The organism is Ruminiclostridium papyrosolvens C7 (assembly GCF_000421965.1).
GTDB classification, from domain to species: domain Bacteria; phylum Bacillota; class Clostridia; order Acetivibrionales; family DSM-1351; genus Ruminiclostridium; species Ruminiclostridium papyrosolvens_A.
Genome location: NZ_ATAY01000023.1, coordinates 57,208 through 73,541, shown reverse-complemented (window position 1 = coordinate 73,541; position 16,334 = coordinate 57,208). Strand labels below are relative to the sequence as shown.

The window sequence follows — 16,334 nt, the reverse complement described above, 5'->3', positions numbered from 1 at the left end:
ATTGTGTTCATTTTGCTTTTTTGTGTTAATAGTGTTTATTTATATTAGTTTGCTTTATCACTGGTCATCCTGTAATACTGCCAAATTCTCAGGTCTTGTACCAGAGCCTGCTGTTTTTCTGTGAGCTTATCTGTATAACCGTTCTTTGTTTTGAAATTGTATCTGGTTATAACCGGAAGTTCCTTTCTTAATTCATTCAGAAAATCAAAATATGGATCGTATCCGTCATAACCCATTAATTGTAGAACAATTGCTCCAAGATAGTTAGCACTGATTGTATTATCCTCGGGCAAGCCAAGGTTTCCGGCAGAACTTGCAAAATCCAAACTATTACCTGCACTGTCATTTGCCCAAATAATATATGGTACTTCACGGCTCATCATGGCCTGTTCAATTGTTCCGCTTTCATTTATATCAATACCTGCTTCCTTGTATGCAAGGTAACTGTCGCCTAAAGACGGTTTGTGATCCCCGAAAAATACAAGGATAACAGGCTCCTGTCTTTTTCGGAAGTAATCAGTAAGGGTTTTAAGCAGCTTGTCCTCATCCCTTACTCCCTCAAAATAATTAGATAAAAGGGTCTTGGCCTGAGGGGATAGTTGTTTGTCTGTGGGAACTTCTTTGACCTTTAAGCCGTTGTACTTGTTTGATGTATATGGCATATGATTCTGAATAGTTACATTGTAATTAAATACCGGATTTTTTCCGGAGTCAGTATTTTTTTCGTACAGACTGATTATCTTTTCACCTGCTGCTTTATCTGATATCAACGAACCCTTTAAGTCTTGCGGCTTTTTAAATTGGTCTATAAATGTCTGGTTTTCCACGCCAAGGAATCTATATACGTTTGCCCTGTTATAAAACCAACTGTCACCGGGATGCATAAAATATTTTTCATATGAGTCACTGCCGAATACTCCGGCTATGGATTTTATATTCCTGTGAATAAGCCTGAAAGACGAAGTAGGTACTGTATTTAGGTTTAATGTCTGCATTCCCGTCATTACATCAAATTCAGTATTTGCTGTTCCGCCGCCGAAATTCGGCACTACCAGATGTCCCGACACCGAATTCTTTTCCTTACCTATGACCTTGAAATTTTTGAGAGGATCATCCTCAGGGCTAAACTTGAATGCTTTATCCAAGCTTATATCGGAAAAGGCTTCATTCATAACGATTATCACATTCGCCTTCACTTTCGGGGTAGCTTTACTCTTTGTATATTTTTTAACCAGCTTTTCTGCAGCAGACTTACTGTAGTTTTCAGGTACTTCCATCTTGTATGCACTCATATTATACAAAAAACAGTAATTGAAACCAACATCATTAAAGACAGCTGCTACATTTGCTTTTGACTTGGACGGCATTCTGTCGTAAATTTCCCTAGAGCTGTAAACAAAGGTATTTGATAAAATTGCTATCCCAACAATAGCAACACATCCTGCTATTTTGATGGGTACTTTTATTTTTTTAAACTTTATAAATACTCCTAAAACCAACATAGCTAAAGAAAAAATCAGTACTAACGAGATTAAAGTAATATCAAGCTTCATCTTTGTATCTGACATTATATTAGCCGCCTCTGCACCGAGAAACACATCCTGAGGTACAAAAGGATCATCTCTGAAAATAATCTTAAAGCGGTTGATTAGAGATACTACATGGAACACAATTGAAACCAGTGAAACTGAAAAAAACACATTATTGAATACAAGGTAAAAAAACAATATACCTGCAAGAACAGGAAACCCATTAAGTATAAATAAAGAAGGATGTTTGAGAACATTAGTAGCTATAGTATGAAAATCATTCGGCTGAAGTAGAAAGCCAGTTATTGTTAAAGCAATTGTAAAAACAGCTACTAAAATAAAAGTCCAAATATATCCCAATTCAATCCTTTTTTGGGATTTAGCTGAAAACAAATTCACCATTTTTAACTCCATTCCCGACAAGCACAAATAAATACGTTATTAAACCTGCCGTTCCACGTTTACCTATATTATTTTAGGTCTAATAATTGTCTTTGTAAATAGCCCTATTATTCCATAATTTTATTTACAAATCTGCAAGCTCTATATTACCACTTGCCAAACTTTTTTCAATATCAATAATACGCTGGTTTGCTGAACCTCTGAATTTAAGAAGAAGATCCCTTTGTTCCTGTATAAAGGGTCCGTCAACCAGTATTTTTGTATTATTAAGAAGTTCCATCCAGCCTTTTCTTTCTTTTGAATTTTCAATCAGCTGCTCAAATGTGTATCCTGAATAAACCATAACGTTGAGTCCGAGTTCTTTAATTTCCTTGGCAAGGTCTGCAAAAGTATCTGCCTGTTCAAAGGGCTCTCCTCCGCTGAATGTAACTCCGTCCAGGAGTGGGTTTTTACGTATTTTCTCCACTATTCCTTCAATCTCGATAAGTTCACCGCCATCAAAGGAATGAGTATGAGAATTGTGACAGCCTTTACAATTATGTCGGCAGCCTTGTGCAAAAATTACCATTCGTATTCCCGGGCCGTCAACAATAGATTCATTGATTATTCCTGATATTCTTATCTGTTTTCTCATATTTATCACCACAATAAATATGCCAAATGACCTGGCATTTGGCATATTCTAGACTATTATTAAATTAATTACATATGTTTGACTCTGTCTCGTACCTCGGCTTTTTTAGCATCATTAAACCGCTCGAGTGTTCCCACAAGATACCCGGTAATACGCCTGATCCTTTCAAAATGCCTATCGTCGTCTTCTTCTCTTCCACACCTAGGACATGTATCACCGATTATTCCCGTATAACCGCATACAGGGTCTCTGTCAACAGGATGGTTTATTGACCCGTAGCCTATTCCTGACTCCTTCATTGCCTTGATTATCTTTTCAAAGGCCTCGAGATTGTTCAGTGGGTCACCGTCAACTTCAACATAAGTTATATGTCCTCCATTAGTTAACTCATGGTAAGGAGCTTCAGTTTTAATCTTGTCCATTGCATTTATCTTATAATAAACAGGAACATGGAAGCTGTTTGTATAATATTCTTTATCTGTTACACCATCTATTTTACCGAATACATTCTTATCATACTTTACAAATCTGCCGGACGTACCCTCTGCCGGAGTTGCAATAAGAGAAAAATTCATATTGTATTTTCCGCTTGCCTCATCCATCCTTTTTCTCATATATCCTACTATTTCAAGACCAAGATTTTGAGCTTGTTCGGATTCTCCATGGTGTTTTCCGATTAATGCCTTGAGACACTCTGCTAAGCCAATAAAGCCCATTGTAAGTGTACCATGCTTTAATACTTCACCAACTTCATCCTCCCAGTTAAGGTTTTCAGAATCAATCCATACCCCCTGTCCCATAAGGAAAGGAAAGTTTTTAACTTTTTTCTTTGCTTGAATAAGATATCTTTTGTAAAGCTGGTCAATTACCAAATCAATTTTCTTATCAAGTTCTTCAAAGAAAATATTAAGATTCTTATTGCTTCTGAGGGCTATTCTCGGTAGATTTATAGTAGTAAAACTCAAATTACCTCTGCCGAATATTACTTCCCTGTCCGGATCGTATGTATTTCCGATAACTCTGGTTCTGCAACCCATGTATGCAATTTCGGTATTAGGATCTCCATCCTTGTAATATCTTAGGTTATATGGAGCATCAATAAAGGAAAAGTTAGGGAACAATCTCTTTGCACTGACACGGCAGGCCAGCTTGAAAAGATCATAGTTAGGGTCGCCTTCCTTATAGTTTATTCCGTCCTTTACCTTGAATATATGTATGGGAAATATGGGAGTTTCACCATTTCCAAGGCCTTCTTCAGTAGCCAGTAAAAGATTTTTTACCACAAGCCTTCCTTCGGGAGAAGTGTCGGTCCCGTAATTTATGGAACTGAAAGGTGTTTGTGCTCCTGCTCTGCTGTGCATAGTGTTAAGGTTATGAACAAATGCTTCCATAGCCTGATAAGTAATTCTGTCAGTCTCTTCTTCAGTTTTCTTTACTGCAAAACTCTGAGCCTTTTCAAGCAAGGCTTCGTCCGGAATATATTTCAACAGAATTTTCTTTTCTGCTTTAATATATGCTTCCATTCTATTTAATGCCGGCCTTATACCGAATTCTTTATATATTTCTTCACGGGCTTCTACAATCTCGTTTGAAAAATCATTTCCAATTAGTAATTCCAATGATTTTTTCAAATTCTGCTTATATCCCTTTTCAAAAGTCTTTGCAACGCCCATTGACATTCCGTAATCAAAATTCGGAATACTCTGACCCCCATGCTGATCATTCTGATTTGACTGGATTGCAATACAAGCCAAAGCTGAATAGCTACTGATATCATTCGGTTCTCTCAGGTATCCATGTCCTGTACTGAAACCACCTCTAAACAGCTTCTGAATATCTATCTGACAGCAGGTAGTAGTCAATGTCAAAAAATCCAAGTCATGTATATGTATATCTGCATTGTTATGTGCTTGTGCATGCTCCGGTTTAAGTACATACATTTCGTAGAATTGTTTTGCACCCTCCGAACCATATTTAAGCATTGTTCCCATAGCAGTATCACTGTCTATATTTGCGTTTTCACGTTTTAAGTCATTATCTTTTGCATCTTTGAAGGTAAGCTCTTCATAAACCTTCATCAAGCGTGTATTCATTTCACGTACCTTTGTTCTGTCAGCCCTATACAAAATGAACTCCTTGGCCGTTTTTGCATGGCCTGTCTCGATTAACACTTTTTCTACTGCATCCTGTATTTCTTCAACAGTGGGTACCCTTCTGTCAAGACTTGATTCTATGAAATCAACAACCCTTTCTGCCAATTCCATTGCCGTCCTGTAATCCTTACCTCCGGTAGCACTAGCTGCCTTAAAAATAGCATTAGCAATTTTTTCAATGTTAAATGGTACTTCTCTTCCGTCACGCTTTCTGATTTTGGTTATCATGTGGCTAGCCACCCTTCTCAAATTTTTTCTTTTGCAGTATATTAAATCATTTGCCTTTTGCCTAAAAGCAAAATATGCGCACAAATAAAAATGTGCATATCAAATCGCACAATAAGTCTGACCACAAGCCAACATGGCAGTAGTTTTGGACATTTTGTTTACGCTGTTGTGTCTAAATAATTTTATGTTTTGAATATGTATATATTCATCACTTTTAACAATATGTTGGTGCAATTATACTATCACTATCAAGATATTGTGTCAACAAGTTATTATTTTGATGTATCTAAATTTAAGCCTGTATACCTTAATTAAGATTTATTTTCTACCTTTATCTTTTTTTGTTTTGATTTTAGACTATATAAGATTTTAGGTAAAAAATAGCAAATAAAATAAGCATAATAACCTCTATACCGTAAAACTTCGGTACTTAAACCTGATTAAAATAGGTTTATACGGGTTATTATGCTTTTATTTGCTCTATTACTCCCGAACTACTATATGTCCAAACTGTTTAAAAGTTTCTTCAGTTCTATCAATTCTTCTTTTGTGAGTGTAACACCCTTGCCCATCTTTTCATGATCTGGAGACCAATCCCTTATATCATACTTTGGGTCTCTATCATTCCAGCTGACCAAATTCAATTCCTTGTACCATCCTTTGCCTGACTCTGATAAGGTACCAACATTTTCGGTTATTTCAAACTTTATTTCAGCCATAAATAACAATCCTCCCAAAATTTATACTATACCAGATCATCAAGTTTTTCGTCCTTAAAAGAACCCAACATTGCAGCACCTACTACAATACCTGCATTACCCATTTCAGCCATTTTAAATTCTGGAAGATTAAGCTCTTTGGAATATATTCTATCTTTCAAAAGTTCAACCAATGGGTTTACAATGGCATTGCCTAGTTTACTTATAGGCCCTGCTATTATTACAACTTCAGGCATTAATATATTTACAATGTTTGTTAATCCCTCAGCAAAATACTCAACGAATTCAGAACACAGTTTTTTGGCCTTTTCATCACCGGCCTTGGCAGCTTCAAATATTGTCAATTCAGTTATCTGGGCAACATTGTTCATAACCATTCTTCCTAAAATTGAATCCGGATTTTCTGCTGCCAGTTGTTTGGTTTGATTAATAAGAGAAGATCCAGACACATACTGCTCCCAACAACCTTTTCTGCCACAGCTGCACGGCCTTCCATTATACTCTATAACCATATGACCGAACTCTGTCCCACCGAAGTTAAATCCGTTATATATACTCCCGTCAATAATAATTCCTCCGCCGATACCTACTCCTACTTTGATAGTAAGTGAACTTTCGGTACCGTATGCAGCACCGAGGAGATATTCAGCTATTGCTACACAATTTGCATCATTTTCAACAAAAACAGGAAGGTTTATGTGCTTCTGAATCTCATTCCTGACATGTGCATTCGTGAAATTAAGCGAGTAGTTTTTTAAAACAATGCCCCTCTTATTATCGGTCACCCCGGGACATCCTACTCCTATATATTTGATATTTTTTATTTCAATATCCTCATCTACAGTTATTTTTCTTATTAATGCACAAACATCCTTAATTATTTCTTGAAATTCTCTGTCTTTATTGGTGGGTACAGTATCTCTGCGAATTAATTTACCATTTTTGTCAAGTATACCTGCAACTATATTTTTAACTCCCAATTCAATACCAATAGTATATTTCATTTAACACGCCTCATTTATATAATGATATTTTATTTCTATATAACATGCTAATCAATCATATTTATGACTGTTAAGGACAAAATCGTCGTCCCTTAATTGCAATGGCATAACTGATACAACTATATGCTTATGTTTTAAAAGTTCCTTTTCAACATAATATCTGGTATTGTTGTGCAGGAATCTATGCCACCATTTCTTAACTGCAAACTGCGGAAGTATAACCGTTATCATATCACCGTTCTGATAGTCATACTCAGCCGACTCAATGAATTTAAGCATCGGATCAACAACTTTTCTGAAAGGCGAATACTTCACAACTATAGGAATATCCATATTGAGTGCTTTATATTTTTCTTTTATTTTTTTTGCATCTGCTTCATCAATGACCACACTAAAAGCAGTTATATTGTCCGATATTGTTTTTGCATACCGAAGAGCTCTCAAGCTTGACCTGTTAATACTCTCTATTGGAACAATAACTCTGTTTCTGTAAACAGCCTTATTTATATCAAAGTTAGCAATTTCTTCAGGCTTAAGCCTTAACTGTCTCATAACAGCTTCATAGTGCTTCTTTACCTTGAATATTAACAATATAAGAATTGGTATAAGTATTACAACCAGCCATGCGCCTTCCCTGAACTTAGTAAAGGCAATGATTATAACAACAATACCCGATACAACTGCTCCTGTTCCGTTGATTATAGCTTTGTGCTTCCAGCCCTTTTCTTTGCTCCTTCTCCACTTTATAAACATACCCGTCTGAGACAGTGTAAAGGAGATAAAGACACCTATTGCATAAAGTCCTATCAACTTTGAAACATCTGCTTTAAATACAATCATTAAGGCGCTTGCAAGAACGGACAACAAAATTATTCCATTGTCATAACTGAGTCTGTCACCTCTCATACTGAGCTGTCTTGGAGCATACCCGTCTTTCGCCATAATTGATATCAGCATTGGGAAACCCGAATAAGCTGTGTTGGCTGCAAGAATAAGTATGATAAATGTAGTAGCAGTTATATAGTAAAACATAAAATCAAACTTGGTATTGTGAAAAATCTCGCCGGCTATCATTACGAGCATTGCATTACCATGGGATGGGTTCACATGATAAATGTTTGCTATTATTGAGCTTCCTCCAAACAAAATAAGTATAATCATCGACAAAAGGAACAGAACCCTTTTAGCATACTTTGTACTTGGGCTCTTAAAATTTGGCACTGCATTACTTACTGCCTCGACACCGGTAAGTGCCGCACAACCATTTGAGAATGCAGTCAGTACCAACATTAGTGTCAATGGTTTAATAACGTCAGGCATATCCTGAGCCGGCGGCGGAACATATCCTCCCGCCACCTTAGCAAAGCCGGCAGCTATCATAACAACCATACCGATTATAAATGCGTAAGCAGGAATACCAAACACTCTTGAAGACTCTCTTATTCCTCTTAAATTGCCTATCATAAGCAAAATAACCATAACTACTGCTATAACAACCGAATAAGGTTTAAAGACCTTAAAAGCAGTTGTAAACTGTTCTACTCCTGATGATACACTCACCGCTACAGTCAGAACATAGTCTACAGACAATGCAGCTCCGGCTGTAACACCTGCAAGAACTCCCAGATTCTCCTTGGCAACTACATACGCGCCGCCGCCATTTGGGTAACTGTCAATAACCTGCCTGTATGATAACATCAGTATCATAAGCAGACATATAATTGCAATAGATATATATGACAACTGTCTGAACGCCAGCATACCGACAGCGGGTATCAAAACCATCAGTACTTCCTGACCCGCATAGGCTACCGATGAAATAGCATCGCTGGACAAAATGGGAAGACCCCAGAGAACTCCCATTTTTTGATCTTGCAACGCTTCATTTTTTAACGGTTTGCCGACCAATATCCTTCTTACTTTTTTAAACATAAATTCCTCACCATTTAAAAGTTATTTAGTTTTATTCTTTGTTTATTTCTGCATTTTGTCACAAGGAATATTATGGCAAAACGCTTATTGTATTCTAATACTTTTCTAAGCAATTTTCAATAGCAAATTTAATAAATAATATCCTGCTGCACAACATAGTATTATATACATTTTTTATAATTTAGCAACATTTTTCTACAACAAAAATGGGAATAGCTCCATTTAAGGAAACTATTCCCACAATACTTAATTATTCTTACTTTCTCAGACTTTTTAAAAGATCATTAATCTCCTGAGATTGTTTCATAAGCTGATCTAATTTTTGTTGTAATTCATCCAGTTTTTGCTTGTCAAAACTTTGTGATTCGTCCGCTGGCGGTGCCGTTGTATTACCCCCATCCTGCTGGTTTTGATTATTAGTCTCAGATTTACCATCGGCAGGCTTTACATTACCTCCAAACAGATTGTTTATGGCACTTTCAAGGTTATCTCCTATACCGTGTTTGAAATCTGCTCCCTGTTGGTATCCGACTACTACCCTTTTAACCTGTGGGATGGATGAAGCACTGTTTGACTGTATATATATTGGTTCCACATACAAAATACTGTTTTCTATAGGTATTACAAGCAGACTTCCCTTGAATACTCTTGAGCCACCCTGCCCCCACAGTGTCATATCCTCGGATATTTCACTAATCTGGTTAATATTTACTTCAAATTGGTCCGGGCCCAGAATGTTGGTATTTTTCGGGAAGTTAAACAGTATCATTTTCCCATAGTTTGCCATATCATTACGAACTGCCAGCCATGATACCATGTTATGCTTCTCTCCTGAAGGGGTGAAAGGCCTCATAAGAATGAGTTCCTCATTTTTGCCGATATCTCCGGGAAGTTTCACCATATTGTAGTACGCATCAATATCCCTAGTTCCGCTTTCGTTATTTGCATCAGGATATTTTGCAATATTCCATTCATCCTGTCCCGTATAGAAGATTGATATATTATCTTCCTTTTTAGGATCAAGATGGTACTTTTTGAGTACCTCGGTTTGAAGCTTGAAAAGTGTTTCAGGATACCTTACATGGGATGCAAGGTCTGCAGGAAATTCATCCTTTGCAAAAAGTCCCGGATATACACTTTGGTAAGCTTTTATTATAGGGTCTTCCTTATCTACAACGTAATACTTCACAGTACCGTCATAAGCATCAACGGTTACTTTTACGGAATTCCTTATATAATTTATACCGTTCAGGGATTGAAGCTCACTGTCCTCCGATTGTGTATAATAATATTGTGAATACGGATAGTTGTTGGATATGCTATAAGCATCCAGAACCCATACAAGCTTTCCATCAGCGGTTATGTTCAGTGCAGGGTCGGTATCAACTTTCAAAAATGGTATTCCTTTCTGGGCTCTCTCTACAACATTTCTATTGAGTAGAATTTTAGAGTCAGATGATATATTACTGGAAACCAGAAGGTTAGTATCTGCATATTTTATTGAAAACAGTACCCTGTTCAATAGGTTCATTTTGATTTTTTCATACTTGTTTCCTTGTTCATCAAAATAACTGACTGTCGTTCCGTCATAGTCTATTTCTGAAAGCTTCCCGGAACTCTTGGGGTTTACTATTACATAATTGTTTGTTAGCTGTCCGTAGTAAATTCTTGGCTCGGTAACCTTCAGGTTTACCTTGTCCACGGTGTCCATTTTAAGTCCGCTTATTAAAAAATCTACCTGTCCCTGTGCCGTCAACTTATTTATGGGATTTACAACAACACCATAACCATGTGTATATTTGAAGGTTTTATTTACAAAGTTCTGGTTCCTGAGATAATCCGAGTTTATTTCTCTGGCAGAAATCAGTACAGGTATTTCTTTACCGTTTACTGTGTAGTTTAAGATATCTCCATTATGGAATGTGTAAAAGTTCGTATTACTCTGGAGCTGTTTGTTGCTGTTCAATGTAGGTGTATAGTCAACTACACGTATATTGTCCACGGTGTTTCTGTTATTGTTTATTATTTCAGGAGTAAGTTCATCTATTTTGCTGAAATCATAGGGCTGGATTTTATCTAACCCAAAAGCCGTCCTGGTTTCAGTCATATTATTTTTTAGATATTTATCTTCAAATTCAATTTCATTTGGTCCTACAATTGCATTTTGTATTATAGTCGAAACTAAAGTAAGTAAAATAAATAATGCAGGGAAAGCTGCAATTACAACAGCTGACTTTTTTAACTTTCCCTTCCACATAAAGAAACCTGCCAATAAAACAATTACAAGAACAATTACGGGAGCTATTGTATAATACTTGATCCATATATTTGTATCAACGTAGCCAGCACCTGTTATATTCTTACTGGTAAAGTTTGTGAAAAGCAGTGACTCCCTTTGAAATTTGAAGGAAATAGTTTTAAGCACAAAGAATATTGCTATATTTATGAGATTGTGTCTTAAAATAGTTTTATCCTTGAGATCTTTAGTAGTTAAAGTGCTGTTTAAAGCTGCCATAAGGACAATCAAATAGTATGCAGCTGTATAAAATACAATAAACAGCCACAAATTAGATATAAAATTAAACAGGGACATATAAAATGGTCTCTGAAACATGTAATATCCTATGTCCTGACCAAACTGAGGATCTTTTATACCAAAATTTGCTGAATTTAGAAACAGAAGAGCCTTATTAAAAAAGAACTCCTTGGTGAGAAATGCTCCGATTATACCTATTACCAACGCAACAGGAGCATTAATCAATTTCCTATGCTCAAGGTTATTGTTTGTAAAGTACTTTTTAAGATTTTTCCCCATCACTTTGTTTGTAATAAATACAAATAAAGTGATAAACACAAAACTGATTATAAAGAATACCGTCTTGTACAAGAGGTTTTTTGTATATACGGTAGTGTAATCAGCATTTGGGTTCAACTCCTTGAGCTGAATCAACTCCATGTATATAGAGCTTCCTATTATTCCAGCAACTACTATTAGAGCAAAAACTATCAAAGCTGTAATTTTTCCTTTACTGCCTTTACCGCTTTTTTGCCTCTTATCCTTTTCTTTGTAATAATCGTATACTTCTTCCATTTATTTTTCTCCCTTCACATTCATGTTCTATGAAAACAAGGCTTCTACAAATTCCTCTGCATCAAATTTTTGCAAGTCATCCAGCTGTTCTCCCACACCGATTAGTTTTACAGGTATATCAAGCTCAGATTTTATCGCTATAACTATTCCTCCTTTGGCAGTACCATCCAATTTTGTTAATACTATACCTGTAATATCAGAGGTTTCGCTAAAGGTTTTGGCCTGTGATATAGCGTTCTGACCTGTGGTTGCGTCAAGTACCAGAAGTGTTTCTCTGTCTGCTCCCGGAAGTTCCCTGTCAAGTACCCTTGAAACCTTTTTAAGCTCTTCCATAAGATTCTTTTTGGTATGAAGCCTTCCTGCAGTATCGCATATCAAAAGGTCTGCATTTCTGGATTTTGCAGCTTGAACAGCATCAAATATAACAGCTGCCGGGTCTGAACCCTCCTTTTGCATTATTATCTCAGTGCCGACTCTTTGTGCCCATACCTCCAGCTGATCAATGGCTGCAGCTCTGAAGGTATCTCCTGCTGCTAATAGCACTTTTTTGCCCTGACTTTTATACAGATTTGCAATTTTGCCTATAGAGGTTGTCTTTCCGACTCCATTTACTCCTATTACTATAATAACAGACGGCTTGGTGTCCAGCTTCATTTCATTACCGCCCTTTTCCAGTATCTCTTTAAGTGTCTCCTTGAGCAGGCCTTTTACGTCCCTTGGGTCGATTATCTTCCTTTCTTTAACTTTTTCTTTCAAGTCTTCTATAACCCGCATTGTTGTTTCTATTCCAATGTCTGAAGTAATCAATATCTCCTCAAGTTCATCAAAAAGTTCTTCGTCTACCTTTCCAAAAGATACAAGTACCTGGTCTATTTTTTCAGTTATACTTTTACGTGTTTTTTGCAGTCCTTCTTTAAGTTTGTCAAAAAATCCCATTTAAAGCCTCCGTAAGATATTTTTATATTATAATGTACTCTCTTTACTATATAAATGTCTTTAAAATACAATTTTTATTTTTGATTAACTTGCCAATTCACCCATTTTCATTGACACAACTTTGGATACGCCGTGCTCCTGCATAGTTACTCCATACATTGTATCAGCTGACTCCATCGTTCCCTTACGATGTGTAACCATTATAAACTGTGTGTTTTGAGAAAATTTTTTCAAGTACTCTCCGAACCTGTATACATTTGCATCATCCAATGCCGCTTCAATCTCATCGAGTAGGCAGAATGGTGTGGGTTTCAGCCTGAGTATTGCAAATAACAATGCTATTGCAGTAAACGCACGTTCCCCACCCGATAACAGCATCATATTCTGGAGTTTCTTTCCAGGGGGCTGAACCTCTATCTCTATACCGCTTTCAAGAACATTGTCCTCATCGGAAATTATAAGCTCGGCTCTTCCTCCTCCGAACAGCTCCTTATATACTATTCCAAAGTTTTCATTTATAAGCTTGAACTGTTCAACAAACTGCTTTTTCATTACCTGAACCATCTCATATATAATTTTATGAAGCTTATCTTTAGCCTGCTCCATATCATTCTTCTGAACTGACATGAATTCAAAACGCTCTTTTGTCTTAATGTATTCATCTATGGACGATACGTTTACCGGGCCAAGAGCCTTTATCTGAGACCTGTATTCGGATATATTCCTTTGAGCTTCAGAGATGTTTTCTATTTCTTTTTTAAGCTCAACAGCATTGCTATAGGTAAGCTCATACTCATCCCACATTCTGTCCTGAATTGATTTCATTTCTGCTTCTGCTTTAGCTCTTTTAATGTCTATTCTGTTATATTCTTCGTGCAAGAGATGGATTGTCTTGTTGGTTGTATTTAATTTTTCAATGAAGTCGGTTGATTCTTCCTCCAACACTTTTTTCTCTTCCACCAATCTGTCAATCTCCAGAGTTTTTCCTGTCTTTTCATCCTGAAGTTTTCTGGTCAAGTTGTCCAGACCGTTTATCTCCTGCTTTAATAATTCAATTTCAGTGTTTGCTTTGTTTATTTCTTCCTGTTTCCGAGTATGGCTTCTGGTTAAAGCCTCTCTTTCTCCTTTAATTCTTTCAAGATTCTCTGTTACACTCTGTATACTCTCCGTTATTGAATTTACTGATATCTTAAAATCAGTTATCTCTTGATGCAAGTCATCTCTAACTGTCTGATCTGCCTTGAATTTCTCCTGATGTTCTACAATTATGGCCTTTGTTTCGGATATATCTGTTTCTATGGCTTCAAGCTCGACTTCATATTTTTGCTGTTCCAATAATGTTGCCTGTTCCTGCTTTGCCATTTGATCCTTCTCATTTAAAAGCATGCCGATTTTGGCGTCTGTCTTTTTTAAATTATCCTCAATCATCTGCAGGTGATTCTCGTCTCTGGTTTTAATAAGCTCATTCTCCCTGAGCTTATTGTTTTGCTCGTTGAATTCTGTATCTATCTCCAACAGCATTTGTCTGACATCGTTTATCTTGGCACCATACTTGATTTCATCTTTTTTTAGTCCTTCTATTATATTCTCTAATTCTGAAATTTCTCTGCTTCTGCTTAGTATTCCGGAACTTCTGTGGTCACTGCTTCCTCCGGACATTGAACCGCTTGTGCTTAATATATCCCCTTCCAGAGTAACAATTCTAAAGGTATAGCCGAATTTTCTGGCTATACTGATTCCACTATCTAAATTTTCTGTTACTACAACCCTTCCCAACAGGTTTAACACTATTCCATTGTATGCCGGATCGCTGGTTACAAGGTCTGAAGCAACACCACAAAAGCCCTGACAGTCTTCCAATCTGCGTAAAGTACTATCGTCAAGACGCTTTCCTTTTACAGATGTAATAGGCAGAAAGGTAGCTCTTCCCACTCTATTTCTTTTCAGGAATTCTATGGCTTTCTTTGCATCATCTTCAGATGATGTAACTATATTCTGCAAGGCACTTCCAAGAGTCATTTCTATAGCTGTTTCATACTTCTTATCTACTTCTACCAGCTGTGCAATTGTACCGTGTATCCCTTTACCCAATTCCGGTGATTGCCTGCAGGCCGTCATTACTTCCTTTACACTTCTGCTGTATCCCTCCATACTGTTTTCCATATCTTTAAGCATCTTATGTCTGGACGTTTTTACCTGTATATCGGTTCTTACGTTTCCATGCTGTTTTTCCAGTTCAGAAAGAGTTCCTTTGAGTTCTGTTTTCTCATTATTCAATTCATTTATTTTTTCCCTTGAATGTTTTATCAGAGTTGAAGTATTTCTTATACTCTCAATCAAGTCCTCTTTTTTCATATTGTCCTTGTCTTTTTCAAGCTTCAAGGAGTAAATTTCTGTGCCAATGGAGTTTTGCCTTTTTCTCATGTTTTCTATATGATTTTTTATATTGTTTATCTGAGTCCTTTTGTCGGATTGAATATCAAGCTTGTCCATAATACCGGATTTAAGCATTTCTATATGTCGTTCGCTTTCATCCAGAGTTGACAGAATCCCATCAAGTTCAGACTGATATTTTTCAAGTTTTTTGGAAAAATCATTATATTGACCGTTTAAGTATTCAATTTTTTTCTGGCGGCTCTTCTCTTCCGTGTCTAATAATTCCAGTTTTGAGCTGATTTCTGAGGTTTCTTCCTTTAATCGAACAATGTTCCCGTCAAGGCTGTTTATTTTTTCATTTTTTATCTTAACCTCAGAACTGTTCTTTTCAAGATTTGCTTCAATAATATAGAACTTCCCTCTTGCTTCTGTTATCTGCTCATCAAGATTTTTAAGGAGTTCGGTCTTTTGTTGATTTTGAGTAGTAATACTCCTCAGTCTTCTCTCTTCTGCCTCTATATTATCTCTTATATCTTTAAACTGGTTCTCATACTCTTTTATTTTATCCTTTAACTTGTCTATATTATTAAGATAGACATTAACTTCAAGCTCTTTAAGGCTTTCACGTAAGGTAAGGTATTTTTTGGCTGCCTCGGACTGTTCTCTTAAAGGTTCTAATTGAGACTCAAGTTCATTTATAATATCATTTATGCGTACAAGGTTTTGTTCAGTGAGGTCAAGCTTCCTCTCTGCATCCTGTTTTCTTACTTTATATTTCATTATACCTGAGGCCTCTTCAAATATAAGCCTTCTATCTTCTGATTTGGTACTCAGTATTTCATCAACTCTACCCTGTCCGATTATTGAATATCCGTCCCTACCTATTCCTGTATCCAGAAACAGTTCATGTATATCTTTAAGACGACATGATGTCTTATTTATGTAATATTCACTTTCTCCCGAACGGTATACTCTTCTTGTAATGGTTACTTCACTGTAGGACACCGGAAGATAATTATCGTCATTATCAATAGTCAACGATACCTCCGCAAAACCAACCGGCTTTCTGTGTTCGGTGCCCGCAAAAATTACGTCCTCCATCTTGCTTCCTCTTAACGTTTTTGCACTCTGTTCACCGAGTACCCACCTAACAGCATCACCAATATTGCTTTTTCCGCTGCCGTTTGGTCCTACAACTGCCGTTATACCGCTATTAAAATCAAGTGATATTTTATCTGCAAATGATTTAAATCCTTGTATTTCAAGTTTTCTTAAATACATGCCGCACCCCTGTAATTGATTAAGCGTAGTAAATTTTCTTTTGTATATG

Annotated in this window: 9 protein-coding genes; all 9 read right to left on the bottom strand. The window is 36.6% G+C overall.

Annotated elements, in window-relative coordinates:
- Positions 1 to 44 precede the first annotated feature (44 nt).
- Positions 45 to 1,931 (bottom strand): LTA synthase family protein, encoded by a 1,887-nt coding sequence (locus L323_RS28285; protein WP_020815008.1) that lies wholly within the window; start codon positions 1,929 to 1,931, stop codon positions 45 to 47.
- A 124-nt stretch (positions 1,932 to 2,055) separates the two neighbouring features.
- Entirely contained in the window at positions 2,056 to 2,565 is a 510-nt protein-coding gene (nrdG, locus tag L323_RS28280) for an anaerobic ribonucleoside-triphosphate reductase activating protein (RefSeq protein WP_031341926.1), read from the bottom strand.
- Positions 2,566 to 2,633: 68 nt separating this feature from the next.
- Positions 2,634 to 4,946 (bottom strand): anaerobic ribonucleoside triphosphate reductase, encoded by a 2,313-nt coding sequence (locus L323_RS28275; RefSeq protein WP_020815006.1) that lies wholly within the window; start codon positions 4,944 to 4,946, stop codon positions 2,634 to 2,636.
- 497 nt (positions 4,947 to 5,443) lie between these two features.
- On the bottom strand, positions 5,444 to 5,665 hold the full coding sequence (locus tag L323_RS28270; RefSeq protein WP_020815005.1) for a YdbC family protein: 222 nt from the start codon (positions 5,663 to 5,665) through the stop codon (positions 5,444 to 5,446).
- 26 nt (positions 5,666 to 5,691) lie between these two features.
- A complete protein-coding gene (locus L323_RS28265) occupies positions 5,692 to 6,669 on the bottom strand; it encodes an ROK family protein (protein ID WP_020815004.1) in 978 nt (325 codons plus the stop codon).
- Between the two features lie 51 nt (positions 6,670 to 6,720).
- Positions 6,721 to 8,601: an APC family permease gene (locus L323_RS28260; RefSeq protein WP_020815003.1), complete on the bottom strand. Its 1,881-nt coding sequence runs from the start codon at positions 8,599 to 8,601 to the stop codon at positions 6,721 to 6,723.
- Positions 8,602 to 8,857: 256 nt separating this feature from the next.
- Complete coding sequence (locus tag L323_RS28255; protein ID WP_020815002.1) at positions 8,858 to 11,692, bottom strand: UPF0182 family protein; 2,835 nt, start codon at positions 11,690 to 11,692, stop codon at positions 8,858 to 8,860.
- Between the two features lie 27 nt (positions 11,693 to 11,719).
- Positions 11,720 to 12,628 carry a signal recognition particle-docking protein FtsY gene (ftsY, locus tag L323_RS28250; RefSeq protein WP_020815001.1) on the bottom strand — a complete coding sequence of 303 codons (909 nt, stop codon included), beginning with the start codon at positions 12,626 to 12,628 and terminating at the stop codon, positions 11,720 to 11,722.
- 84 nt (positions 12,629 to 12,712) lie between these two features.
- Complete coding sequence (smc, locus tag L323_RS28245) at positions 12,713 to 16,285, bottom strand: chromosome segregation protein SMC (RefSeq protein ID WP_020815000.1); 3,573 nt, start codon at positions 16,283 to 16,285, stop codon at positions 12,713 to 12,715.
- Between the last annotated feature and the right edge of the window lie 49 nt (positions 16,286 to 16,334).

Bases quoted from the DNA above. Each gene is read 5' to 3' on its own strand.
- L323_RS28260 (WP_020815003.1), bottom strand. From the start codon at position 8,601: ATGTTTAAAAAAGTAAGAAGGATATTGGTCGGCAAACCGTTAAAAAAT.
- L323_RS28265 (WP_020815004.1), bottom strand. From the start codon at position 6,669: ATGAAATATACTATTGGTATTGAATTGGGAGTTAAAAATATAGTTGCA.
- ftsY (WP_020815001.1), bottom strand. From the start codon at position 12,628: ATGGGATTTTTTGACAAACTTAAAGAAGGACTGCAAAAAACACGTAAA.
- L323_RS28285 (WP_020815008.1), bottom strand. From the start codon at position 1,931: ATGGTGAATTTGTTTTCAGCTAAATCCCAAAAAAGGATTGAATTGGGA.
- L323_RS28255 (WP_020815002.1), bottom strand. From the start codon at position 11,692: ATGGAAGAAGTATACGATTATTACAAAGAAAAGGATAAGAGGCAAAAA.
- L323_RS28275 (WP_020815006.1), bottom strand. From the start codon at position 4,946: ATGATAACCAAAATCAGAAAGCGTGACGGAAGAGAAGTACCATTTAAC.
- nrdG (WP_031341926.1), bottom strand. From the start codon at position 2,565: ATGAGAAAACAGATAAGAATATCAGGAATAATCAATGAATCTATTGTT.
- L323_RS28270 (WP_020815005.1), bottom strand. From the start codon at position 5,665: ATGGCTGAAATAAAGTTTGAAATAACCGAAAATGTTGGTACCTTATCA.
- smc (WP_020815000.1), bottom strand. From the start codon at position 16,285: ATGTATTTAAGAAAACTTGAAATACAAGGATTTAAATCATTTGCAGAT.